Origin of the sequence: Enterobacter sp. JJBC (assembly GCF_036936505.1) — a bacterium.
Classification (GTDB): domain Bacteria; phylum Pseudomonadota; class Gammaproteobacteria; order Enterobacterales; family Enterobacteriaceae; genus Enterobacter; species Enterobacter hormaechei_C.
Map to the genome: position 1 here is coordinate 407,761 of NZ_CP136935.1, position 22,795 is coordinate 430,555.

Consider the following 22,795-nt stretch of genomic DNA (forward strand, 5'->3'; position numbering starts at 1 on the left):
GCCGAAGGTGTTTTGGCGAAGAGACAGACACGATTTTCAGCCTGATACAGATTAAACAGAATTTGCCTGGCGGCTTTAGCGCGGTGGTCCCACCTGACCCCATGCCGAACTCAGAAGTGAAACGCCGTAGCGCCGATGGTAGTGTGGGGTCTCCCCATGTGAGAGTAGGGAACTGCCAGGCATCAAACAAGTGAAGAGGCCATCCGCAAGGATGGCCTTTTTGCGTTTATTTGTTGAAAAACGGCAGGCCGGGTAAGGCGAAGCCGTCACCCGGCAACTCAGAGCGCACTATCCACATTCAAACGACGCAATTGCCGCTGATGGAAACGCCCAAGGATCAGTACCGTCGTTAACGCACCAAGCAGCGCGCAAAACATATCAGACTGGGTATCCCATGGATCGCCCTGCGTCCCCAGAAAATCATCCGCACCCTGTCCCATCGCCAAAGCAGCCCACCACTCAATGAGTTCATAGGTGGCGCTAATGGCCAGAGCAACACAGCACACCAGAAATCCCGTCATCTTATGTCCACGAACATACCCACCGCGCAGCAGAATTTCTCGCGCTGCCAGTGCGGGAACCAGCCCTTGGAAGAAGTGACCGAGCTTGTCATACGGATTTCGGCTAAGCCCGAGCATCTCCTGAACCTCAAAACCAACCGGAACCTTTGCATAGGTGTACATACCACCAACCATCAGAATGATGGCGTGGAAGAAAACCAGGGTATAGAGAAGGGGAGTCAGGGGGTATCGCCTGTGCATGGCAAGCAGAAGTGGGATGATGATAATGACGGGCGTCACCTCCATCAGCCAGGTGATGCGATCGCTCGTGAACAGGCCGGTATAAAACAGGATCAACAGCAGGAGCAGTGACCCGACTTTTAAAGCAGATAAGGTCATATCATTTTCATTGTCAGGAAAAAAAATCACTATTACCTGACAGAAGGGAAAATTCAATGCGTAGCGGGGACAGAAAAGCAAAAACCCAGCCATAGGCTGGGTTCTTTAAATAGTGGTGCCCGGACTCGGAATCGAACCAAGGACACGGGGATTTTCAATCCCCGTGTCAGAATGTTAAATTCTATGTGCTAATGATCTGTATTTGTTAAGCCGCATCCTGATAATATTCAGGTGCCAAAATGCATTCACAAACAATCGGTTATCCATCATCGAGTGTTAAACCTCGTGTGATTCCTGTCGTTTCAACAAAAGGCGGAGAGGGTAAGTCTACTCAGTCAGCCAATCTTGCCGGTTTCCTGGCCGATGCAGGGATAAAAACCCTCCTGCTCGATGGTGACCACGCGCAGCCAACTGCCAGCAGTATCTTTCCTTTGGTTTACGAAGCCCCCTGTGGTCTTTACGAACTGTTGATGCAGACGGCTGATCTTTCTGCACCAGAAAATATTATCTCCCGCACGTCGATTGAGAACCTGGACGTTATTGTTTCCAACGACCCCCGAAATTTTCTTCCTACTGCAATGCTGAATGCGCCTGATGGCAGGGTTCGGCTGCGAAATGCACTTTCACACCCTCTCTTTAGTCCATATGGCGTGATTATTGTCGATTCACAAGGCTCACGATCTGTGATGTCTGAGCTGATTATCCTGGCCTCTACCGGCTCTATGGTTGGTGTAGCGAAACCGATCCTTCCAGATATCAGGGAGTTTATGCGTGGTACTGTCGCATTGATGGAAGAGCTGCTCCCATATAGCACTTTTGGTATTCAGCTCCCGAATACAAAATTACTCATCAACTGCATGGACTATGACAAGCTTTCAGTTGAAACACTTGCTGAAGTCGAAAAAATCGTTGAAGAAAAACGCTATAGCATCCATGCCGATAAAATCCATATCGACCTGCTGACGACTCGTATCTATGACCTTACCGTCTATGTCATGGGGCATGTTAAAGGGGTGCCAGTCCATCGCCTTGAGAAAAAAACCAGCCGTAAAAGCGATTCCGCATTTACCTCTATGTATAACCTGGCCTGCGAACTGTTCCCTGAATGGAAAGAAAGTTTCGATGCGTTAGCAAATGCGGGGGACGAGGAATGACGTCAGACAACCGCAGAAATGTACCAGGACTATTTTCGCAGGATGCTGAGCAGAGCGTTATTGGTGGCCTGATGCTGGATAATGAGTGCTGGGATGAAGTCGCGCTCCGTCTCACCATGGATGATTTTTATCTTAAGGTTCACCGCGTCATCTTTCATGAGATGTCGCGTCTGGTTGCAGCGGGGCGTCCGATTGACCTGATTACGCTTGCTGAGAGCATTGAAAGTCGCGGTAAGGATGCGCTTGATCAACTGGGTGGTTTTGCCTATCTAGCCGAACTTTCTAAAAACACCCCGAGTGCGGCCAATATCGTTGCTTACTGTGACATTGTTGGCAGGTACAGCCAGGGGCGACAACTGGCCGCAATTGGTACAGAGATAGCTGAAACTGTTAAGGTGCCCGGAGTCGATATCGGGGCGGTAATGGAGACTGCTGAGCAGAAAATTACCCGTCTGGCAGAACGTTCAGAACCACAGCAGGCTGTCACGCTGCTTGATGGTATGGAAAAGCTCCTGGTGGAACTGGAGCGTCGCTGCAATGTGCCTGATGGTATTACCGGTACGCCTACTGGTTTTGATGATTTTGACGCCATGACCAGCGGCCTGCAGTCCGGTGATCTGGTGCTCATCGCTGCACGTCCTTCTATGGGGAAAACGGCATTTCTGATCAGTATGCTCCTTAATTCACTTCTGAAAAAAGTGGATTTACTGGCACAGTTTTACAGTCTTGAGCAGCCAACAGATCAGATCCTGATGCGTATGGTCGCTTCACTTGGCAATGTTGACCTCACACGTCTTAAAAGTGGCCTGATGGATGATGAGGACTGGGCGCGCGTTTCAAATGCATCTGCGCTTTTGATGGGAGATCTTAAAGATCGCCTCATCATTGATGATACCGGTTCTTTGACTCCAGCCATGCTCAGAATTCGTGCCCGTCGTAATGCCCGTCGTTATGGTCACCCTTCCGTCATTGGTCTTGATTACCTGCAGCTCATGCGTTGTCCGGACCAGGAAAACCGCACGCAAGAAATTGCCGAAATATCGCGCTCACTGAAAGCGTTGGCGAAAGAAATGGGTTGTCCGGTTGTGGCCCTTTCACAGCTGAATCGCCAGCTGGAAAGTCGTGCAGATAAGCGGCCTAACAATGGCGATTTGCGTGATTCTGGTGCACTGGAGCAGGATGCAGACGTTATCGTCTTTATCTATCGTGATGAAGTCTATCACGAAAATACAGATGATAAGGGGGTCGCTGAAATTATTATCAGCAAACAGCGCCAGGGGCCTACAGGTACGATCCGCCTGCAATATGAAGGTCGGTATACCCGTTTCTCTGCGACTCCTGAGAGCGGGAGGTATGCATGAGTAATGTCAGCAAACTTAACATCGGTGCAGCCATGTTGCAGCGGGGCAAATCCCCGGTACAGCCTGTCGATCACACTCCTGTCGTTGCCCAACCGGTAAGTGAAATGGCGATGGTGCTCACCCTCGATCAGTTACGCCCGAATCCGGACAACCCACGTAAAGGGCGCAATCCACGATTTGAGGAAATTAAAGCCTCCGTTCGTGCACGTGGACTGGACTCTATTCCTAAAGTGACCCGAGATCCCGACGGTGACGATGTCTACATTTTCAGTGATGGAGGTAATACTCGTTATCAGATCCTCTGCGAACTCTGGCAGGAAACGGGTGATGAACGGTACTTCCGTGTTCACACCATTTTCAAACCCTGGCCTGGGCGGCTCAAATGTCTCGTTGGTCATCTGGCCGAAAATGAGGTCAGGGGGGATCTTACCTATATTGAAAAGGCATTCGGAGTCCATAAAGCGCGTGTAATTTATGAAGAGCAACTGGGCCGAAGTGTTACCTTGCGAGAGCTTTCTGAGTTGCTGGGTAAGGAAGGTTACCCTATTGATAATTCCAGCGTAAGCAGAATGGAGGATACGCTTAATTATCTGTATCCCCATATGCCCCGGTTACTTGAAAGCGGCATGAGCCGTGGGCAGGCAACTCCACTCCTCAGTCTTCGCTCTTCAGCCATGAAGGTCTGGAAATCATTCAGTGGTGACGTAAAACCTGACTGCACACTGGATGATGTCTTTGGCGCAACGTGCAGGTGCTTTGACGAACCTGACAGTTATGCACTTGACGTATTCAGGGATGAATTTATTGGTCAGCTGGTTAAGGCGCTACCGCATCCCAGTCTGAATTATGATCGCTGGCTGATTGAACTTGATCCTCGCGAGCAAAAACGCCGTGAGCAGTTTGGTGAGCCACCTCCGTTGCCGGCGCTGACTCCCGCATCGGAACAGTCAGGTACCCGGGAGCGCACAACGCCCCCGGTTACGTCTCTGCCGGCAGATAATTCCTCTGAGGCTCCTGTTACTGGCCTGCGTAGCGGTACGCTGACGACCTCCGGACGCCCGGAACCGGCACCTCAACTGCCGGAAAGTGCTGAGCTTCCCGACAGTTTGTCAGCCGGAAGTGAGTCACGCTGTGAGGTGCAGAACGACCTCTTTGGCGGTCATCCGGTGATTACCGGTCAGGCTGATAACACGGCAAACGGTGGAGAGTGGTTACTTAAGTCAGATGCTGACGCCAGCACGCTTCGCTCTGCATTTGGCGAACAGGGTGAATCCTCCACTGTTTATGTCAGTTCAGTGGCTTTCGCCGCAACAGGCCTGGAGCCAGTCAGTGATATCTGGCATATCCCGGCGTTACAGGACGACATCGAACACCTGCAGGATATGTCTTATCGCCTGACTTTCGAAATCGCGGAAGCGATGGGCTGTGCAGACGGTGTTCATGAGGATAAAGACCCACTTTCATCAGGCTTCACCATTTCTGAAACCGCCAGTGAATTTACCCTTTTTCTGTCGGGGCTCTCTGGCTCACTCCCGAATAAACAGTTCAACATGTTTATGTTCTGCCTGAATTTTTTTGGTTCTCAGGACCCCGCAGATACGGCTGTTTTCGATGATGTCACGGTCGTTAAAATAATGCGCCTAATACGTGTGATCCGTCGTCTGCGCGAACTACAGCGTCTGGCTGCGAAGGGAGGGGAAAATGTCTGATGACCTGAATGATGAAATGGCTCAGGCCAGTACTGCTGTTTTCACCCAGCGCGGTATTGATGCTATCCGGGCAAAAGTGCACTCGTCACGCCCGTCAAAAGAAACCTGTGAATGCTGTGGCGCTGATATTCCCGTCGCCCGTCAACTGGCTGTGCCAGGCGTTGCGTTGTGTGCCGGCTGTCAGGATGTGGAGGAGAAGCAGAGCGTTCATCGTGCTTCCGGCAACAGGGGGAGACGTCATGTCTGACAATGCAAAGGTGATAGCACGTATCCGGCACCTGATGGCGCTGGGCACCCGGAACAGTAATCCACATGAGGCGGCCCGCGCAGTAGCACTGGCTCAGCGTCTGATGCAGCGTCATGGCCTGACACCGGACATGCTTTCACTGCATGACATCCGGGAGTCAGTCTGTGAGAGCCTGACCAGTAATGCAGAAAAAGTACCTGCATGGCTCAATTCACTTGCCACGGTTGTTTGCATGGCAACCGGCTGCCGCTGCTGGTTTGGCTGGCATGTTCACACCAGTTGCAGCGGCGTTAAACGTGTTCGCCGATCACTGCATTTTTATGGTTTCAGCGAGAGAGCGGAGGTGGCGCTTTATATCTATACCGTTTTACAGCGGCAACTCCGTGCAGACACTGATGTACAGATCGCCGGGTACCGGAAGCGCCGTATCCTTAAGAACACGCTCCGCCGCAGGGCCGATCAGTTTCGGGAAGGGTGGGTGTCTGGTGTCTGGCAGGTACTACAGTCATTTGCGCCTTCAGAAAGTGAGAATGTCATGCTCAAAAACTGGCTGGTCCGGCGTCACACCGGCGACACGCTGGGGATGGTTAGTGTCCGGACGGCCGGTAAATGTCGTGGCGACAAAGCCGCGCGTGTGGCGGGCTGGTTAGCCGGTCGGGATACCGATATTCATCATGGCCTGAGTGGTTCGCAGGCTCAACAGCAGGTTACGACGGGAGGCCGTACACATGACTGACATTATTTTATGGAGTGCCTGCCTGTCGGGCTGGTTTTTTGATGTTCTGCTTGTTGCCAGCCCGGGAGGAATCTTATGAGCCAGCTCAGTCTTTCACAGGCCACGACGGCCATTCTTTCATCGCTGCTGATGGATATCAAAAACGGCAATATCCGCCGTTGCGAGTCACTGGGTATGTCGGTGGAGGAAATCCGTGCGCTGAGTCAGCTTAACCTTGATGAACTGCACTACCTGAGCCAGTCCCATGTATCCGTGCTGGATGTGAAACTGAATCATGAGAATTTCTGGCTGATGCTGAATCAGGCACGTATTGAACAGAAGCGCATGCTGATGATTGACCGTGCCCTGGAGCTTGGTGGCTCAATGGAACTGATTGATAAATATTTCGGGTTGTCCCCGTCAGAGGTCAGTGCACGCCGACGTCTCATGGGGATTGAGTCGCGCCAGGGCCGTACTCAGTCGCTGACGGAATCCCAGGACGCTGCTCTGTGGACGGAGTGGAAAGCCGCCGGGCTAACCTCCCCGGACTCACATCAGGCGCTGGAGGCGATGATGCTTGCTGCAGAACAGCTTGAACTGTCACTGACGGCGGTCTGGAGCAGAGTCTGTCAGTGGTGTCGGGAGACCTCTCCATCCCGCAGGACCGATTCACCACGGCGTAAGGAGGCATGATGCAGATGACCGACTTTTCTTCACGTCAGCAGGTTTCCCCTGCAGTCCGCCGTCGGGCACAGCGGCTGTTCAGCGCCGTATGCTGTGGCAGGAAGGTATTTCGCCGCCTGGCCATTAACGGGAATGGCTATCTCAAGATAGATGTGGGGCCGTTCTGGCGCATCCTCAGTAAGGATGGTGGCCAGCAATGGTGGCTGATGGACCATGAGACTTATAACCGTGAAATACGGCGGTAACGGAATACTGCTGGTGACCACACAATGCCGGGTTTATCCCGGCATTGTGCTGTCTCAGGCTGAAGAGGAGAGCAGAAAATGACCATTCCGACAGACAGTATCGTTGCTCACACACTGTCCAGGATGCAGCGGAATCTCGAACGCCGTGTTGATACGGGGGATGTAAGTCAGGAGCGCAGCGGGCTTCTCTTTATGGGAAATGTGCATGATGCGTTTCCCCGCCAGTTGTTTCTTGATACGCGTCTTTCACCACTGGATAAAACAGCCTGGGTGATGATCCGGTTGTATGCCTGGCAGAACGAAGGTGCGGTGTTCCCGACCTATGATGAGCTGCAGGTTCAGCTGGCATCGGCACATTCGGATAAGGCATCCAGAGATACGGTTAGCCGCGTCCTGATCATGTTACGTCTTACCGGCTGGCTCAGTCTGTGTAAGCGTGTACGTGACGACCGTGGCCGCGTGCGGGGCAATATCTATGCACAGCATGATGAGCCGCTGGGCTACCGGGATGCTGAAACGTTTGATCCGGGCTGGCTGGCGCTTGTTGAAGAAAGTTGCCTGAGCAGGAATAAAGCCGTCCGTATGACCGCCCTGGCGGTAGTGAATGACATCCTGCAGGACCCGGGAATGCGCCACCGTCACAGCCGCCTGGCCATTATTGAACACCGGCTGAGTGCTCCGGCCACACCAGAACAAATGGCCCGTCAGCGACAGGCCGTACAACCGGGTCCGGAATCAGGACTCAGTAAAAAACGCATAAAAAACAACCCGAATTTACCGAGTCCGGAAAACAGACTCAGTGCCCTTAAGGCTGATATATCACAGAGTCCTGAAAACGGACTCAGTACAAAATCAACGGCTTACACCGGAGTCCGGAATTCGGACTGTAACGTACGTTCTTTCACACACAGTGTGAATAAAAAAACGTACGTACCGGGTGGTGAGCATTTCCTGCCGGACGATTTTCTGAACGGTCTGAACAGCGAAGACCGGCAGATGCTGAGTACGCAGATGGCTTCGCTGCCGGAGACGATGGCAAAGGCTCTGGGTGACATGCTGCGTGAGCAGCAGACCCGCGGCAGGCTCAACAATCCGGTGGGCTGGCTGTTCTCCATGCTGCGAAGGGCCCGAAGCGGTGAGCTGAAACTTTCGGAGGATACGGTACCTTCCGGTTCTGGAGGGAAAGCTTCCTGTCCGGCTGATGTACGCACAGTACCGTCTGTCAGCTTCCCCGTTCCGCCGGCGAACCGCCCTTCTCAGGAGCAGGTCAGGGCGATGATCGCAGCTATCCGGCAGAAGGTTGGGAAGTGAAATAATACTGGTTAATTTTAGAGCAGGCTGCTACTCGCAATCCGGTTACTCAACGAAAATAATCGTACAAAAGCAACCTTGCTGCGGGGCGCAGCAAGAACAAAAAATAATCAGGTAACGGATTTGACTATCAGTCGTCTTGTTGGGCAGGTATTTTTTCTGGTTGAAAAATAACCTTTCTGCGGGGCGCAGCAAGAACAAAAAATAATCAGGCAACGGATTTGACTATCAGTTGTCTTGTTGGGTAGGTATTTTTTTTCTGGTTGAAAAAAAAACTTGCTGCGGGGCGCGGCAAGAACAAAAAATAATCAGGTAACGGATTTGACTATCAGTCGTCTTATTGGGTAGGTATTTTTTCTGGTTGAAAAATAACCTTGCTGCGGGGCGCAGCAAGTGCAAAAAATAATCAGGTAACGGATTTGGCTATCTGCGTCTTGTTGGGTAAGTATTTTTCTGGTTGAAAAATGGCCTTGTTGCGGGGTGCGACAAGAACAAAAAATGAACATCCTGCAATTTGATGGGTGGAATTATGAGTTTCACATTGTTGAGGGCACCGGTGTTTCAGGACTATGCCAGCTCATCTTAACTGAATGCAGGTGGCAACGATGGCAGAAAAAAACGAGAAACGAACCGGTTCGCTCCAGTCTGAAATGACGATCGCACTACATACGAACTACGCAATTGGGCTCTGGCAGGGTCGCCAGCCCGAAAAACAAGACGGGGAAAAACCGGCCAGGCATGGCATCATCGGTATGCCTCAGTTTTTCCACCGGGCGACGCTCATTAACCAGGATTCATTGCGAAATAATCCCTGGGCTGACGAGGCTATGCTTAATCTGGAAGGGAAGATTAAAGCGGCCTCAGATGCAATGACTGCCTTGATACAGCAACTGGATACTGAGATGTCTGCGTTGCCTCCAGGCATTACGCTTACCGAAGTGGCATCCGTTGAGCCACTTGATATTCAGGTATTCACCCGAACGCCCCTGGGTTACCGATGTGTGTTTCTGCTGGTTGGTTTCGATCAGTGTGCGAAAAAGGCTCTGCAGGCGTCGCACTATGGATTAATTACGCGTTCCCGACGTGACCAGTATCTTGGTGAAGGTGGACGGTTAATCCGCCAGGTCTACGGATTTGTCCTGTCGTATCGCCGCATTGATGCAACCCGGTTCGATGCTGTGGAAAATAACAACACATGGAAACAAGCCTGTGAGGCTGCAGGGGAGCCTGACCAGTCAGTTCTTCTTGGAGAAAAGCGCTCAGCGTTCTCACCACCAGTCAACGAATCGAGCGTCAGTCTGCTTCGTATGCGTTATCAGGCGGCCTGACCAGGGGATCATGATGCGGCTTTTTATCTGTGAAAAGCCCTCACAGGGGAGGGATCTGGCAAATGTTCTGGGTGCCACAAAACGTGGTGACGGCTTTCTGACTGGTCCGGGCGTTACAGTTACCTGGGCCGTAGGACATCTGCTGGAGACCGCTCCGCCGGAGGCATACGGTACACAGTATGGTAAACCATGGTCTCTCTCTGCTCTGCCCATTTTGCCCTCCCCCTGGCAGGTGAGCGTCAAAAAGGAAACGCAGGCTCAGTTCAGGGTGATTGAACGTCTGCTGCGCCAGGTTGATGATGTCGTTATCTCCACGGATGCGGACAGAGAAGGCGAAGTGATTGCACGTGAGCTGCTGGAATATTGTCGGTGGGACGGTCCGGTACAGCGACTCTGGTTATCAGCCCTTGATGAGATGAGTATCCGTGCAGCCCTGCAGGATCTGCGACCGGGTTCTGAAACGCTGGGAATGTATCATGCGGGGCTTGGCCGCGCGCGTGCCGACTGGCTCATCGGAATGAATCTGTCACGCCTGTATACTCTGCTTGCCGCACAGGCTGGATTTGATGGCGTGATTTCTGTGGGGCGAGTGCAGACCCCGACTCTGGCGTTAGTTGTACGTCGTGATCGGGAGATCGCGACATTCGCACCTAAGCCCTTCTGGCAGGTGAAGGTGCTGCTCAGTGCGGGCGGAAAAACGTTTCCGGCACAATGGGTGCCTGCAAAGGTCTATACAGACGAGGAAAAGCGCTGCATACATCACAATATTGCGCAGCAGGTGACGCAGCTTTGTCGGCAGGCTGGAGTCGCGACCGTCGCAGAATGTGAGACGAAGTGTGAAAAAGCCGCTGCGCCGCTGGCTTTCTCGCTTGGCACATTACAGCAGGCATGTGGTCAGTTGTGGGATATGTCGCCTCAGCAGGTGCTCGATACTGCACAGAGTCTCTATGAGAAGCACAAGGCTACAACCTATCCACGCACCGATTGTGGTTACCTGCCGGAGTCAATGCGTGAGGAAATCCCTGCAGTTCTTTCCGCCATTAAACGCTCTGATCCGGAATGTTCTTCTCTCCTTTCAGGTCTTGATACCTCATTTGTTTCGCGTATCTGGGACGATAAAAAAATTACTGCACACCACGGTATTATCCCCACGCGAAATGCGTTTCAGTTGTCTGCGCTGAGTGAAGCTGAGCGACGTGTTTATATGCTCATTCGCCGTAACTATCTGGCCCAGTTTCTCCCGTTGCATGAATCAGACATTACCCGGCTGCAGTTTGATATTGGTGGGCAACTGTTCCGCACCACCGGAAGGACAGAGGTGATAAAGGGCTGGAAAGCTCTGTTCGGTAAGGATGAAGACGAGAGTGCCGGGGATGATGATGCCAGTATTGAACTTCCTCCTCTTGGTAAGGGGGAACGGTGTGGGGTGAGTGGTGCAGAGGTTGTGCAACAAATGACCCGTCCGCCGGCGCACTATACTTTTGCAACGCTTATCGGCGCGATGATGAACGCGTCAGTGTTTGTTACTGATATCGCACTTCGCAAGGTGCTTAAGGACAACGCCGGGCTGGGAACTGAAGCCACCCGGGCAGGTATTGTTGAGCAATTGCTGAACCGTGGGTTTATCGTGCGTAAGGGCAAACAGCTGCGTGCGAGTGAACTGGGTGCTGACGTCATTGACGCCCTGCCATCGCAACTCACTGACCCCGGAATGACTGCTCTGTGGGAGCAGGCTCTGGATGAAGTGGCTGCAGGACGCCTTATCCTGAATGATTTTTTGCAACGTCAGGTCGAATGGACGCGCAAACTTGTCAGTCTGGGGGGACAACAGCGGGTGAATATCAGAGTCCCGCCCACACCGCCCTGTCCTTTGTGTGGGGGTAAAACCCGCCTGAGAAAAGGGCAGAAGGGTGATTTCTGGGGTTGTCATCGTTATCCGGATTGTAAAGGGATCATCAATAGCGAGACGGGAAAACGTAAAAGTACGCGCAGATCTAAGTCTGCAAAATCCGGGAACAATTAAATGCCTGTCCCTCATTGCGGGGACAGTATGCCTTTGGTATTGTTGCCACGGCTCTGAAGCCGCACCCCGTGACTGCGGGTTCTGTCAGCACCTAATGCAGTGCTGGCAGGATACAGTCTGTATGGCTACGTCCACACCTGAACGTGAGCCATGAAGGCACAAAACTCCGTGAAACCGTGCCGGGTCCTGAACACACCCCCGGAGCAACTGCGTCAGCAGTTCAACCTCAGGTCTGTGGTGCAGACCTCACAGGCGGTACCGAAAGGTGCCGCTTTTTTATTTGCTGGTATTGATGAATTTTTATACGCGCTGGCGTTGACATTCGCTGCGTCTGAATAAATGATAAAGAGGCTAATTGTTGTCACCGACAACTGCCAATGCCTGAGTGATTTGAGACAGGCGCCTTCGGGTAATCACATGCCAATGCCACATAAACCTGCGAGTGGCGCCTTCGGGTGGTTTTGTTAAACCTGTTTAACCTCTGAGAACAGGCGCTCCCGGCGAGTTGAGGTCCATTTCACACATACAGCCAGTCGGCATAGTTCTGCTGACTTCCCTGCGGGAAACATTATCCCGTCAGGGACAGATGTTTCTCCGCTACCTGTTTAGTTTTCACTCCGGAGATAACATCATGACAGCTACCACCACCACTGCTACTGCTTCTTCCACCACCTCTTCTTCTGCCAGCCAGAAAAAAGAGTATTTCAATCTCAATGTCACCGGTATCGGCTACCTGAGCTCGATTCGTCGTGTACAGGGGCCAAACGGTGAATTTACCTGCGCCGTTATCAATGCCCTCACCGGTCCAGTTGACAACGCGTCTTACACCCGTTTCGATGTCACTGTTGCGGGTCCTGAAGCGACAAAACTCATCAATCGCTGCCAGAAGGCCGTGGATGAAGAAGAAAAAGTCCTGCTGGGCTTTGTGCTGAGCGGCCTTAAAGCTGATGTGTTTACCCTTCAGTCTGGTGAACATGCTGGCGAATCCAGACCTTCTCTGAAAGCCCGACTGATTAAGGTTGAGTTCATTAAGAAAGGCCAGGACGTCGTTTACACCGTACCAAATGCTTCTCAAACCCCTGAACAGGGTTCTGCAGCAACCAGGGATTACGATCCGAACTCGTTCTGATTCTTTTTTTCTCAAATCCGGTAAATCTCTTTCGGGGGATTTACCTCTCCCGATAACGTAACGGAGTTTTCACATGGAGCATCCATTCAGTTTATTAGCAGCAGAAGCCGGGTTTGAGCTACACATCTAGGTTTTGTCCAGCCAGCGCGGTTTTTATATCGGTGCCGCGAACGAAATGGGTCCCGTGTCCCGTGAATCGGTCGAATATTACAAAACCAGTCTGCAGGCTGACATTGCTCTTGAGAAAGAGGAATGGACGCAGCGCGAATATGATTAGGTACAGGAGATTACGTCATGGCAAGTCGCGGAATTAATAAAGTTATTCTCGTTGGCCATCTCGGTCAGGACCCCGAAGTGCGTTACATGCCAAATAGCACCGCAGTTACCGGGCTGAGCATTGCAACGTCAGAATCCTGGCGCGATAAACAAAGCGGTGAAATGAAGGAAAATACGGAATGGCACCGTGTTGTGTTGTTTGGCAAACTCGCCGAAGTCGCTGGTGAATATCTGAAAAAGGGTTCACAGGTTTATCTTGAAGGCCATCTGCGAACCCGCAAATGGACCGACAATGGTGGGACAGAACGCTGGACAACAGAGGTTGTGGTGGGCGTAAACGGGACGATGCAGATGCTGGGTGGTCGTAATACCCCTGCAGGTTCCGGAAGCGGTCAACAGTCTGCCCAGCCTCAGGGAAACCGGGGACAGTCTCAGGCGCAGCAACCCACAGCACCACACAATCCTGCAAATGAACCTCCAATGGATTTTGACGATGACATACCGTTTCTGGGGCATGGATATGGGATCTGCCGAAAAGCGATCTACGCCATTTCCTGATACGGTTTCACAAGTGCGCCAGTTTGACTGGCGCTTTTTTTACTTCTGTTGAACTGCTGGCAGAGGAAAATGCACCGCAACATACCTCTCTCTGCAGGATGCTAATGTATAGCAACTTGCTACCATGTAAGCTATTATGAGTGTATAGCAATCTGTTACCATGTGGAGGGAACATGCAAACTACAGCCCGTAAATCTGTTCGTGACAAGCAAATAAATATCCGGGCCACTGATGAAGAGCGTGCAGTGATTGATTATGCCGCCAGTCTGGTTAACAAAAATCGTACTGACTTCATCATTGAGAAGGCTGTGCACGAGGCGCAGAACATAATCCTGGATCAACGCGTGTTCGTTCTTGATGACGCCCGTTACCAGGCATTCATTAAGCAGCTGGAAGCGCCTGTACAGAATGTTGAAGGTCGTCAGCGGCTGATGGATGTGAAACCTGAATGGAAATAAATGTCACTGCGCCTGCTTTACTGACAGAACAGCATGTTCTTGAACCGTTCGATTGTGGGAATGAGGTACTTGATGACTGGCTTCGCCGGCGTGCGATGAAGAATCAGCATCTGAATGCTTCACGCACTTTCGTGATCTGCCTGGAAGGTACCCTGCGTGTAGTGGGGTATTATTCCATCGCGACGGGCTCTGTGAGTCATGTCGATTTGGGGCGTAGCCTGCGCCAGAATATGCCAGATCCTGTACCGGTTGTCTTACTGGGGCGCCTTGCAGTCGATGTCTGTACTCAGGGGCATAACTTTGGAAAATGGCTGCTGAATGACGCGGTGATACGCGTCTCGAATCTGGCAGATCAGGTCGGGATCAAGGCTATCATGGTACATGCGATCAATGAGCAGGCTAAAGCGTTCTACGAATACTTTGGCTTTGTTGAGTCACCGGTTGCCGCTAACACGTTATTCTACAAAATATGATGGTTTCATGATTGTCCGGTGTCAGGGCAAAACCGTCCGATGTTTGTGGTGACTGTGACCTATGTTCCACATCGCGTTGCCTGATAATCTCTTCATTGCAGACGAATGCGCCGGTTAATCTGGCGCTTTTTTATGGCCTGATCCCCGCGCTGACATCCGAAAATGGCGAAAGTCCATGAAACGGGCATTCCAGGTCTTATTGTCGTTGCCCTACGGAGACATTTTCTTCAGTTCGCAGTAATAGTTTTGCATTGTCCGAAAAGGCATCCCCGCCAGAATATCCGACTTGTTTCGGACTAATCCTGGGGGATCCTGATGGTAAAAATAAACCTGCAGACATGGCATCGGCCTGGAGCCATCACGCTCTGCCTGCTTGCAGCCGGTTGCACCGATTTTAATTCTCGCTCTGTACCCGTGAGCAGGTTGCAGGGCTCGCTGCGTGTTCAGGATCTTTATCAGAACCGTTCCCCTGAAGTCGTTCGTTACGATCGCTACACCCTTGCCAGCACGCGCCCTGTTGATGCGCAGCGTGATCCGCTCAGTCAGATTATCGACATCCGGATGCCGGCACAGGTGGTGAATACCATCGGGGAAGGTATGCGTTATGTGATGCTTGGATCCGGATACTCGCTGTGTTCAGGCGAGCCCGGCGTCTATTCGGAACTGTTCATCAAGCCGCTTCCGGCTGTGCAGCGCTCAATTGGCCCCGTTAAGCTTGGTGATGCGTTACAGATCCTGGCTGGCCCGGCCTGGCGTATGCGGGTCGATGACCTGAACAGAGAAATCTGTTTTGTGCTGCGTGATGAATACCGCCACCTTGCGCCTGCAACATCTGTTGCCGCGCAGGGCACTTCAGCCAGCCAGGACGCGGGGAAATACCCTGTCACGGGTTCACTATTGACGGGTACTTCGCAACCTGCCGTAACCGGAACTAACAGTTACCCGCTGCCTCCCGCACGTCCGGGTAATTCGAGTGTGTCAGAAGCCGCTTCATCTTCTGCTGTTAAGGTGACAGCGCCTGCGGTTCCCGGCACACCACGTAACCCATTTTCTGCCAGTGAGTCTTCTGAGCAGCAGTTACCGGCTCCGGCGCAGAAAACTCAGGCAGGCATCGCCGTCCGTGCTTCCTCCGGTAAGGTACATCCTTCCACAGCGCTGGCACCTGCACCGGCGACCATGATGGCTAAATCAGCCCCTCTGAATAAAGCTGCGTTGGGCGTTTCGAAAGCTGACAGTACTCCTCAGGTTAAAACAACACGGCATACCCCGATGCCGGGTTCCGTTGCTACTGTCAGTGAAAAGTCTGTTTTCACTCCGGGGGCCCCGCTGACATCGTTACCTGATGGACAGGTCTGGACTGCGCTGGCCGGAACCACGTTAAAGGACACGTTGTCGCAATGGGCCGCTTCTGTTCACTGCGAAAGTGGCAGCAGCCCGACATGGGTCGTCATCTGGCCAACCTCCGTGAATTATCGTATCGAGGCTCCTCTTACCCTGCGGGGGAATTTCGAGTCAGTTGTGGTGCAGCTGTTTGAGCTGTATCGCCCGGCAGAAAAACCGCTTTACGCGTCAGCAAACCGTCTCCAGTGCCTGGTATACGTCAACGATAAACCGCTTCAGGGCGGGCAATAACATGGGATACGCCATTGTGGCCATCGCAATGCTGGTGATGCTGGTGACGAACAGCATCACCTCGGTGGATATCTCTGAACAGCAGGCACAACAGGATAGTGCTGCGGCAGAGCTGCTGGCTGACGATATGTTGCGCACAGCCAGCATGGTCAACGACTGGCGTTACAGCCACAACCTCCCTGACGGCAGGCTGAATCTCTCACAGTTCAGCTTTTCACCGGCTCCGGATACCCGCATTCGTGCGGCGATCGGCGGTGGCCGGCTCTGGATATGGACACCTGAACAACCCGGTCTGCGATCTGCGCTCAATCGTCTGTCATCAGGCTCTGCGCTGGTCCTTTCTGTTACCGGCGGTCATCTGCTCATGGCGGATGGCTCCGATATGAATCTCTCCTTACCGGCCGGGATGTCGGAAGGAAACATCGTTTATCTCAACTGAAGGAAGGCCGGATGACATCCTTACTGCCTCGTTTACGCGCAACCGCAATGGCGATATCCCTTGTTCTGCTCTCCGGCTGTGCCTGGCATGAAATTAATAAAATCGAAAAGCAGGCGCGCGCGGAAGGTGATACTGCAACACGGATTATTGACAGTAAAACGGCCCGCCCGCCACAGCTGGTGACCTGGACTGAAAAACCCTGGGTTGATCTGAAACCCATCGGGCTTTCGTCGGCAGTATCTGATGACAGAAACGTGCCTGACTGTCCCATTCTGATCAATCGTCCTGATGGTGTGACTCTTCCTGAGCTGGCACAGCGCATTACCTCTGTCTGCGGCATAAGGGTGTCGTTCACACCTGATGCCCTTGCATCATTGTCGACAGGCAGCGCCGGTGATGGTGCAACACGGCAGGTATCCGGCTCCCTGCCAGCCCCTGATGATAACGGGCGCGTTTCTCTTGCTGCCATAAATGGCCGGAACGGTAACCCGTCACCTGTCGCGAACTCTGGTGCCGGTATCATGGCAGGTATCAAATGGGATGCTCAACTGCGGGGGCTGCTTGATGTGGCAGAAAGCCGGTACGGGCTTTCCTGGCGTATGGAAAATGGTGGAATTCTCTTCTATCGCTTTGATACCCGTATGTACCAGCTGTCGTTTATGAACACCAGGATCGACAGTTCTGCCTCGATCAATTCGGGGTCAGGTACGCAACTTGGCAGTGATGGCTCTTCCAGCTCAGGCGAAGTCAGCACCGAGCAAAAAACAGCATACGGGCTCAGCAGTGAAATTTTTGATGATATACGCAAAACCATCGCGCAAATTCTTACGCCAAACGTCGGGCGATTCTTCCTGTCCTCTTCCAGTGGCACGCTGACGGTTACCGACACACCGGAAGTGCATAATCGCGTGGCAAGTTTTGTTGAATATGAAAACAAAATTCTCAATCGTCAGGTTCAGCTGAATTTCCAGATTTTAACCGTCACTCAGTCGGTTAATCATGAGCTGGGAATGGATCTTGACCTTGTTACGAACTCCCTTCGGAACTACGGGATCAATGTCAAAGGCACCTTCAATGCTGCATCCACCGGTGCGGGGTCGATGGGGGTATCGGTTCTTGACACCGCAACCGGAAAGGCAGGGCATTTTGCAGGCAGCAATCTGATTGTTAAGGCGCTGTCTGAACAGGGGGACGTTAGTGTTGTGACCCGACAGACCCGCCTGACAACGAATTTCACACCGGTGCCGTACCAGCTTTCAAACCAGCAGGGGATGATCACCAGCAGTGCATCGACGGCAACGGCCAATGTCGGGGTGACCTCGACAATGACCACCACGACCCTCACGACGGGTCTGTTCATGACGGCTGTGCCTTCCATTCAGGATAATGGCGACGTACAGCTGCAGTTCGCATTCAGCTATGACACCCCACCTAAGATTGAGAAGTTCATCAGCGCGGACGGCAATACCCGTAATGATCTGGCCGCTTATTCCAAAGAGGCGATTACCCAGAAATTCAATATGCGTTCAGGCGAAACCATCATGGTCACCGGTGCCGATCAGGTCTCTAACTCGGCGGATAAACAGGGGATGGGTTCTGCTGATTTCTTTGGTTTAGGCGGTGGACGTACCGGTGCCAGTAAGCGTTCAACGTTGGTTATTCTTATCACACCGGTGCTGATGCCATGATCTACAGAAAAAGCAGAAAGCGGTTACCGCAGGGGGAACGCACCGCTGGCGTTCTGGTACTGGATGGTCGTACTGGCTGGGTTGCCGGCATGCACTGGACGCAATCCGGAGCAACAGACCTCCTTACCCGTCTGCGTCTCAACGATACGCACTGGGTAACCAGTGGTAAGGGGACCGGCAAAGTGACAGGGCTGGTCAGCCCCGAAAAAACTCGTCGCGGGGTTAAGTTGTATTCACTGGCATCTGTATTCCAGAGTGCTATCGGTGGCAGCAGCCATGGTCTGTACCGTCTTGATGAAGACAATAACAAATGGGTCTTTCTGGCAACGGTCCGCGACGAGCTTACCGTGATGGCAGATGTGACCGGCACGCTTCAGGAAGTGTGCACGGCCCGTAACCATTTTCTGACGTTCAACGATCCCGGTGAGGAGGGCTGGAGTTGCGTTGCGGATCACCAGCAGAATATCAGCTGGAAAATGCTGGTAGAGGGTCTGTCTGCTCAGACTATGGCCCGTGCCCGTCTGAATGAAGTATCCCTGCGCAGACCTTTAACCGTTATTGCCATTGTGGCAGCCCTGGTGGCTACAGGCCTGTGGATCCAGAACGAATCTTCACAGGCAGCCCGGGATGCGGCTATCGAGGCGAGCCGAAAGGTCGTCAATGTCATCAAACCCGAAGAGGCAGTACAACCAGAGAAGCTTCCCGGTCCGTGGGTGACACGGTTTACGGTCCCGGTATTTCTGAAGGCGTGCTGGGCTACCCGTAGTGAGTCCCGGATGTCAATTGTGGGATGGCGTGTTTCAGTGGGGGAATGTGATGAGCAGCAGCAGGGGCTTCGGCTGCATTACGAAGCGGCTCAGGGTAGTACCATTGAAAACTTTGACCGGCGGGTCGTCCAGCTGTACGGGCATCCGGCAACGTTTGATTTTGTTGACGGTGGAAAGAACGGAAACGTCTTTATTCATTTTGGCTTACCTGACGCGAACTCGCTGCAGGATGAACCGCTTCGTCCGGCAAATGAACGCCTGAAAAGTTTCATCTCCCACATGCAGCGTAAAAATGTCCCGGTTCAGCTGAGTGAGGTGAAGCAACCTGAAGCGCTGCCCGGTACGAAAAGCGAACAACCGAAAACCGACTGGCAGGAATACACCTTTACGCTTTCAACCGGGCTTATGCCAGAACTGCTGCTTGAGGGGATGGACGCCAGGGGCGTTCGTCTCAGTTCCATTTCTTACACCGTAAGCCCACAGGGGCTTTATAACTACACCCTGCGCGGGAGCCTGTATGCAAAAAAATAATGCACTTCGCTGGCTGTTGCCATGCGGTCTGACCCTGCTGGCACTGATGAGTCAGGCATTTGCTGATGAAAGGATGACCGTCAGGCCAGTCATTCCTGACAACGTTACCAGCGGAGAGCTTGAGCTGGCTCAGGCCCGCAATATGGTGCTTGAGCAGCAGGTTCAGACGGCACGCCTGAAGCAACAGTTACGTCAGGCGGAATCATCCGTTGAGACGAGAAGCAACCTGGCGGAAGGGGCTCCTGTCAGTTATCCCCAGGCATCTGCTGTGGTTGTTTCTCAGACTCAAACTCCGGAGATCTCTTCCGTCAGTCGTTCACTGGAGCGGGTTCGCCTGCAGGAAATCTACGGGAAACCCGGTGCCCTCCGTGCGCGCGTCACCCTGCCGGGTGGGGGCGTGACGGAAATTAAAAAAGGGGATGTCGTACCGGGCATGAAGGGGAAAGTGACGTCCATAAGCGGAGAGGCCGTTCGCCTCAGCGACGGAAGCGATCTGACATTCTGAGGAAGCGGCAATGAGTGCATATGCAGAAATTGAAGAGTTTGTCCTGGTGGAACAGTCCGCCGGACAGATCTCGCTGGTCATCGACAAAAACCGCCGTACTGATGTACGTATCCAGCGGTGGGTGATGGATCAGACCCGGCGTTTTCCTTATGCGAAACCGGAGTTTGTGTCGCTCGGTGATCTTAAGGCTCGCCGTGAAAAATTTCGGCTCACTCAGTCGGCACAGCTGGTCAGTGCTGCAGTTGATGAAGCATGGAGCGATGTGCAGAAGCGTATGGTGGGGTATTTTGCGCTGGCCCAGCAACTGGGATCGTCAGATATCCATATTACGATTATGCGCAGTATTGGCCTGGCGCGCATCGAAATGCGCATACATGGCGAACTGGAAGTGATTGACGAGCTGACGAGTGAGGAGGGGGATTCGCTCATTCAGACCCTCTTTATGTCGATGTGTGATATCCGGATCCCTGCAACGTTCAACGACAGCGACATGCAGGCTGGACGTGTTGACGCTAAATTCGTGCGCGCAGCGGGATTGTTTGGTGCGCGCTACCAGCATATGACGACAGCCGATGGGATTTACGTTGCGCTGCGAACCATAGTGGATGACAGCGATCGGGTACCAACACTTGAGCAGCAGGGGTTCTTACCTGAGCAGATTGCTCTTGCTAAACACATTATTCGTTTTCCCAACGGACTGGTCTTACTCACCGGGCCAACCGGGTCCGGTAAAAGTACCACCCTTCGCATTTTCAGCAATATGTGGCTTGTGCGTACCCGGCACCGTAAACGCCTGCTGACAGTGGAAAACCCTGTTGAAGGGCGAATCGCCGGCGCTATCCAGACCCCTGTCATTAACGGTGACTGGGACAAGAGCAATGCTGCGGTAGTGCGCTCTGATCCTGATGCGATCCTGCTGGGGGAGATGCAGGAGATAAATGCGCTCATCGCTGCCATTCATGCGGCACATGCCGGACACCTTGTGTTCGATACCCTGCACAGCAACAGCGCTGCGGGCGCTTTACCCCGAATGGAAGTCATGGGGGCTGACAGACGTTTGATCGCCGATGCGGAACTGGTGAGAGGACTTGTGAGCCAGCGTCTCGTGCCGACCCTGTGTCCTCACTGTAGTCTGACCTGGGCGCAGATGGCACCGCAGTTACCGGTGGAAACGCGCGTCTATCTGGAAAAATATTGCACAGAACCTGGTGTATGCACTCCCGGGAATCTGCGATTTCACAATCCTGAAGGGTGTGAACATTGTTGCAGAACCATTGAGCTGACAGGTCGTGTGATAAGCCGGGGGATAACCGGCCGGACCGCGATAGTAGAAATTATCCCGACCGACGCGCGTTTTATGTCTCTCTGGCTCTCTCAGGGAACTGCGGCAGCACGTCAGTACTGGCTTAATAACGGCGGTATCAGTCGTCGTATCCACCTTCTGATCCGGCTGAATGAAGGGCTTGTCGATCCACTGATGGGGGATGTTGAAGTGCCTCTTGATGAAGATGAATTGCTTGCAATGGAGGTGGCCAGTGTCTGAGAACTGTTTCCGCCCCTCACGGGCGATGAATGTTATTCAGCGTGTCCGCTATCATTTTTTACGCCTTTCCTTTACCGGCAAGCGACGTAAGCCATTTTATGAAGTGTTACGTTTCCTGCTGGAGAACGGCAAAGCGGATGCTGAAGCCTTTCGTATGATCGGCGATGTGTATACCGATTTTGGCCGACAGTGGCATCCTTATTCGGAGCTGGTCGAAGACTGCCTGCAGGCGCTCCGGGACAACCGCCCCGGGCAGCAACTTCAGGATGTGCTGGCACGCTGGATACCGGCAGAAGAAGCCGCATTACTGGGTGCAGGTCGCAAAGGTAAAACGCTGTCTGTCGCGCTGGAACAGTCTGAACGGCTGATAGATGTGCGTGGACGCATTCTGCAGCAGGTGATTTTTGCCTCAACTTATCCGGCGCTGTTTGTTGTCCTCTTCGGTGCAATGATGGTGATTAACACTGTAAAAATTGTGCCAACGCTAAGCCAAATGTCCGATCCAGCGACATGGTCCGGCGCTCTGGGGGGCATGAACAGCATGGCTGAGTTCACAAATCAGTGGGGGCTTGTATGTGGGGTATCCTTCATCGTGCTCCTCGCTGTTGTCCTCTGGTCACTTCCCCGCTGGACTGGCCGGTTTCGTCAGTTTGCTGACCGGTTTATGCCCTGGTCTCTCTATTCCGATCTGCAGGGGGCTGTATTTCTAATGAACGTCGCCGCCCTGCTCGAAGCAGGTCTTCCTGAGATAGAGGTGCTGAAGACCCTGCGTAAAACTGCATCGCCCTGGCTGCGTGAACGTCTTGACGCAACGATTGACGGGATCAACCGGGGTAACTCTCTCGGACGTGCACTGCGTAACAGTGGCTATAACTTCCCCAGCCGACAGTCTGCCAACTATCTCTCTCTGCTGGGGAAAGGGGAGGGCGCTTCTGTACTTATCAGCCGCTACGCCGACCGCGCGCTTGAGGACATTACTGCTCGTGTAAAACTGCGGGCGAATACCGCCCGCGGTCTGTCCATGCTTCTCATTTTACTCTTCTTTGGTCTCATGGGCTCAATGGCCTTTGAGATCCAGGAAATGTCCCGCATGCCAATGCATTAATCATAAGGAAATTTT

General features: G+C 52.9%; 22 protein-coding genes, 1 rRNA gene and 1 pseudogene. 23 read left to right on the forward strand and 1 reads right to left on the reverse strand.

From position 1 onward, the window contains the following. Window positions 1-65 precede the first annotated feature (65 nt). Window positions 66-181 (forward strand): 5S ribosomal RNA (rrf, locus tag RY075_RS01945). 97 nt (window positions 182-278) lie between these two features. Here rrf and RY075_RS01950 read toward each other — a convergent pair. Beyond that, a complete protein-coding gene (locus RY075_RS01950) occupies window positions 279-899 on the reverse strand; it encodes a DUF2238 domain-containing protein (protein WP_109949103.1) in 621 nt (206 codons plus the stop codon). Window positions 900-1,138: 239 nt separating this feature from the next. On the opposite strand from RY075_RS01950, the gene RY075_RS01955 reads away from it, so the two are divergent. From RY075_RS01955 to RY075_RS02060, 22 genes and pseudogenes are all read left to right on the forward strand, one after another. Next, entirely contained in the window at window positions 1,139-2,053 is a 915-nt protein-coding gene (locus RY075_RS01955) for an AAA family ATPase (RefSeq protein WP_338627994.1), read from the forward strand. Then, window positions 2,050-3,414, forward strand: coding sequence for an SPI-7-type island replicative DNA helicase (gene dnaB-PI, locus RY075_RS01960; protein ID WP_338627995.1), 1,365 nt, complete (start codon window positions 2,050-2,052; stop codon window positions 3,412-3,414). Before RY075_RS01955 ends, dnaB-PI begins: the two co-directional genes overlap by 4 nt. Continuing rightward, window positions 3,411-5,123: a ParB family protein gene (locus tag RY075_RS01965; RefSeq protein ID WP_338627997.1), complete on the forward strand. Its 1,713-nt coding sequence runs from the start codon at window positions 3,411-3,413 to the stop codon at window positions 5,121-5,123. The genes dnaB-PI and RY075_RS01965 overlap by 4 nt, the downstream gene beginning before the upstream one ends. Beyond that, window positions 5,116-5,370: a TraR/DksA C4-type zinc finger protein gene (locus RY075_RS01970; RefSeq protein ID WP_338627999.1), complete on the forward strand. Its 255-nt coding sequence runs from the start codon at window positions 5,116-5,118 to the stop codon at window positions 5,368-5,370. Before RY075_RS01965 ends, RY075_RS01970 begins: the two co-directional genes overlap by 8 nt. Continuing rightward, the gene (locus RY075_RS01975; protein WP_338628001.1) at window positions 5,363-6,106 is read left to right on the forward strand and encodes a DUF2786 domain-containing protein; all 744 of its coding nucleotides are present in this window, start codon (window positions 5,363-5,365) and stop codon (window positions 6,104-6,106) included. The genes RY075_RS01970 and RY075_RS01975 overlap by 8 nt, the downstream gene beginning before the upstream one ends. 75 nt (window positions 6,107-6,181) lie before the next feature. Continuing rightward, window positions 6,182-6,778, forward strand: coding sequence for a DUF2857 domain-containing protein (locus tag RY075_RS01980; protein WP_338628002.1), 597 nt, complete (start codon window positions 6,182-6,184; stop codon window positions 6,776-6,778). Continuing rightward, entirely contained in the window at window positions 6,778-7,014 is a 237-nt protein-coding gene (locus tag RY075_RS01985) for a hypothetical protein (protein ID WP_338628627.1), read from the forward strand. The genes RY075_RS01980 and RY075_RS01985 overlap by 1 nt, the downstream gene beginning before the upstream one ends. A 78-nt stretch (window positions 7,015-7,092) precedes the next feature. Then, window positions 7,093-8,325: an STY4528 family pathogenicity island replication protein gene (locus RY075_RS01990; RefSeq protein ID WP_338628003.1), complete on the forward strand. Its 1,233-nt coding sequence runs from the start codon at window positions 7,093-7,095 to the stop codon at window positions 8,323-8,325. A 605-nt stretch (window positions 8,326-8,930) separates the two neighbouring features. After that, window positions 8,931-9,653: a TIGR03761 family integrating conjugative element protein gene (locus RY075_RS01995; protein WP_338628004.1), complete on the forward strand. Its 723-nt coding sequence runs from the start codon at window positions 8,931-8,933 to the stop codon at window positions 9,651-9,653. A 13-nt stretch (window positions 9,654-9,666) separates the two neighbouring features. Next, on the forward strand, window positions 9,667-11,676 hold the full coding sequence (locus tag RY075_RS02000) for a DNA topoisomerase III (RefSeq protein ID WP_338628628.1): 2,010 nt from the start codon (window positions 9,667-9,669) through the stop codon (window positions 11,674-11,676). 631 nt (window positions 11,677-12,307) lie between these two features. Next, window positions 12,308-12,805, forward strand: a complete 498-nt coding sequence (locus RY075_RS02005; RefSeq protein WP_338628006.1) for an STY4534 family ICE replication protein — start codon at window positions 12,308-12,310, stop codon at window positions 12,803-12,805. Window positions 12,806-12,878: 73 nt separating this feature from the next. Continuing rightward, window positions 12,879-13,082: pseudogene (locus tag RY075_RS02010) on the forward strand (hypothetical protein). A gap of 17 nt (window positions 13,083-13,099) precedes the next feature. After that, complete coding sequence (locus tag RY075_RS02015) at window positions 13,100-13,639, forward strand: single-stranded DNA-binding protein (RefSeq protein WP_338628007.1); 540 nt, start codon at window positions 13,100-13,102, stop codon at window positions 13,637-13,639. Window positions 13,640-13,812: 173 nt separating this feature from the next. Continuing rightward, on the forward strand, window positions 13,813-14,097 hold the full coding sequence (locus tag RY075_RS02020; RefSeq protein ID WP_139569390.1) for a DUF1778 domain-containing protein: 285 nt from the start codon (window positions 13,813-13,815) through the stop codon (window positions 14,095-14,097). Continuing rightward, window positions 14,088-14,570 (forward strand): GNAT family N-acetyltransferase, encoded by a 483-nt coding sequence (locus RY075_RS02025; protein WP_139569391.1) that lies wholly within the window; start codon window positions 14,088-14,090, stop codon window positions 14,568-14,570. The genes RY075_RS02020 and RY075_RS02025 overlap by 10 nt, the downstream gene beginning before the upstream one ends. Window positions 14,571-14,885: 315 nt before the next feature. Continuing rightward, a complete protein-coding gene (locus tag RY075_RS02030) occupies window positions 14,886-16,202 on the forward strand; it encodes a TcpQ domain-containing protein (RefSeq protein WP_338628010.1) in 1,317 nt (438 codons plus the stop codon). Window position 16,203: 1 nt separating this feature from the next. Further along, entirely contained in the window at window positions 16,204-16,641 is a 438-nt protein-coding gene (gene pilM, locus RY075_RS02035; RefSeq protein ID WP_338628011.1) for a type IV pilus biogenesis protein PilM, read from the forward strand. Window positions 16,642-16,652: 11 nt separating this feature from the next. Beyond that, window positions 16,653-18,329: a PilN family type IVB pilus formation outer membrane protein gene (locus RY075_RS02040; RefSeq protein WP_180344362.1), complete on the forward strand. Its 1,677-nt coding sequence runs from the start codon at window positions 16,653-16,655 to the stop codon at window positions 18,327-18,329. Then, window positions 18,326-19,627, forward strand: a complete 1,302-nt coding sequence (gene pilO2 / locus RY075_RS02045; RefSeq protein ID WP_139569394.1) for a type 4b pilus protein PilO2 — start codon at window positions 18,326-18,328, stop codon at window positions 19,625-19,627. The genes RY075_RS02040 and pilO2 overlap by 4 nt, the downstream gene beginning before the upstream one ends. After that, the gene (pilP, locus tag RY075_RS02050) at window positions 19,614-20,132 is read left to right on the forward strand and encodes a type IV pilus biogenesis protein PilP (RefSeq protein WP_338628013.1); all 519 of its coding nucleotides are present in this window, start codon (window positions 19,614-19,616) and stop codon (window positions 20,130-20,132) included. The genes pilO2 and pilP overlap by 14 nt, the downstream gene beginning before the upstream one ends. A gap of 10 nt (window positions 20,133-20,142) precedes the next feature. Beyond that, window positions 20,143-21,675 (forward strand): ATPase, T2SS/T4P/T4SS family, encoded by a 1,533-nt coding sequence (locus tag RY075_RS02055; RefSeq protein ID WP_139569396.1) that lies wholly within the window; start codon window positions 20,143-20,145, stop codon window positions 21,673-21,675. Continuing rightward, the gene (locus RY075_RS02060; protein WP_338628016.1) at window positions 21,668-22,780 is read left to right on the forward strand and encodes a type II secretion system F family protein; all 1,113 of its coding nucleotides are present in this window, start codon (window positions 21,668-21,670) and stop codon (window positions 22,778-22,780) included. Before RY075_RS02055 ends, RY075_RS02060 begins: the two co-directional genes overlap by 8 nt. Window positions 22,781-22,795 lie beyond the last annotated feature (15 nt).

Coding starts and splice junctions, on each gene's coding strand:
- RY075_RS01975 (WP_338628001.1), top strand. CDS start 5,363: ATGTCTGACAATGCAAAGGTGATAGCACGTATCCGGCACCTGATGGCG.
- RY075_RS02030 (WP_338628010.1), top strand. CDS start 14,886: ATGGTAAAAATAAACCTGCAGACATGGCATCGGCCTGGAGCCATCACG.
- RY075_RS01995 (WP_338628004.1), top strand. CDS start 8,931: ATGGCAGAAAAAAACGAGAAACGAACCGGTTCGCTCCAGTCTGAAATG.
- pilM (WP_338628011.1), top strand. CDS start 16,204: ATGGGATACGCCATTGTGGCCATCGCAATGCTGGTGATGCTGGTGACG.
- RY075_RS02020 (WP_139569390.1), top strand. CDS start 13,813: ATGCAAACTACAGCCCGTAAATCTGTTCGTGACAAGCAAATAAATATC.
- RY075_RS01970 (WP_338627999.1), top strand. CDS start 5,116: ATGTCTGATGACCTGAATGATGAAATGGCTCAGGCCAGTACTGCTGTT.
- RY075_RS01950 (WP_109949103.1), bottom strand. CDS start 899: ATGACCTTATCTGCTTTAAAAGTCGGGTCACTGCTCCTGCTGTTGATC.
- dnaB-PI (WP_338627995.1), top strand. CDS start 2,050: ATGACGTCAGACAACCGCAGAAATGTACCAGGACTATTTTCGCAGGAT.
- RY075_RS02005 (WP_338628006.1), top strand. CDS start 12,308: ATGACAGCTACCACCACCACTGCTACTGCTTCTTCCACCACCTCTTCT.
- RY075_RS01965 (WP_338627997.1), top strand. CDS start 3,411: ATGAGTAATGTCAGCAAACTTAACATCGGTGCAGCCATGTTGCAGCGG.
- RY075_RS02055 (WP_139569396.1), top strand. CDS start 20,143: ATGAGTGCATATGCAGAAATTGAAGAGTTTGTCCTGGTGGAACAGTCC.
- pilP (WP_338628013.1), top strand. CDS start 19,614: ATGCAAAAAAATAATGCACTTCGCTGGCTGTTGCCATGCGGTCTGACC.
- RY075_RS02015 (WP_338628007.1), top strand. CDS start 13,100: ATGGCAAGTCGCGGAATTAATAAAGTTATTCTCGTTGGCCATCTCGGT.
- RY075_RS01985 (WP_338628627.1), top strand. CDS start 6,778: ATGCAGATGACCGACTTTTCTTCACGTCAGCAGGTTTCCCCTGCAGTC.
- pilO2 (WP_139569394.1), top strand. CDS start 18,326: ATGATCTACAGAAAAAGCAGAAAGCGGTTACCGCAGGGGGAACGCACC.
- RY075_RS02025 (WP_139569391.1), top strand. CDS start 14,088: ATGGAAATAAATGTCACTGCGCCTGCTTTACTGACAGAACAGCATGTT.
- RY075_RS02040 (WP_180344362.1), top strand. CDS start 16,653: ATGACATCCTTACTGCCTCGTTTACGCGCAACCGCAATGGCGATATCC.
- RY075_RS01955 (WP_338627994.1), top strand. CDS start 1,139: ATGCATTCACAAACAATCGGTTATCCATCATCGAGTGTTAAACCTCGT.
- RY075_RS01990 (WP_338628003.1), top strand. CDS start 7,093: ATGACCATTCCGACAGACAGTATCGTTGCTCACACACTGTCCAGGATG.
- RY075_RS02000 (WP_338628628.1), top strand. CDS start 9,667: ATGCGGCTTTTTATCTGTGAAAAGCCCTCACAGGGGAGGGATCTGGCA.
- RY075_RS01980 (WP_338628002.1), top strand. CDS start 6,182: ATGAGCCAGCTCAGTCTTTCACAGGCCACGACGGCCATTCTTTCATCG.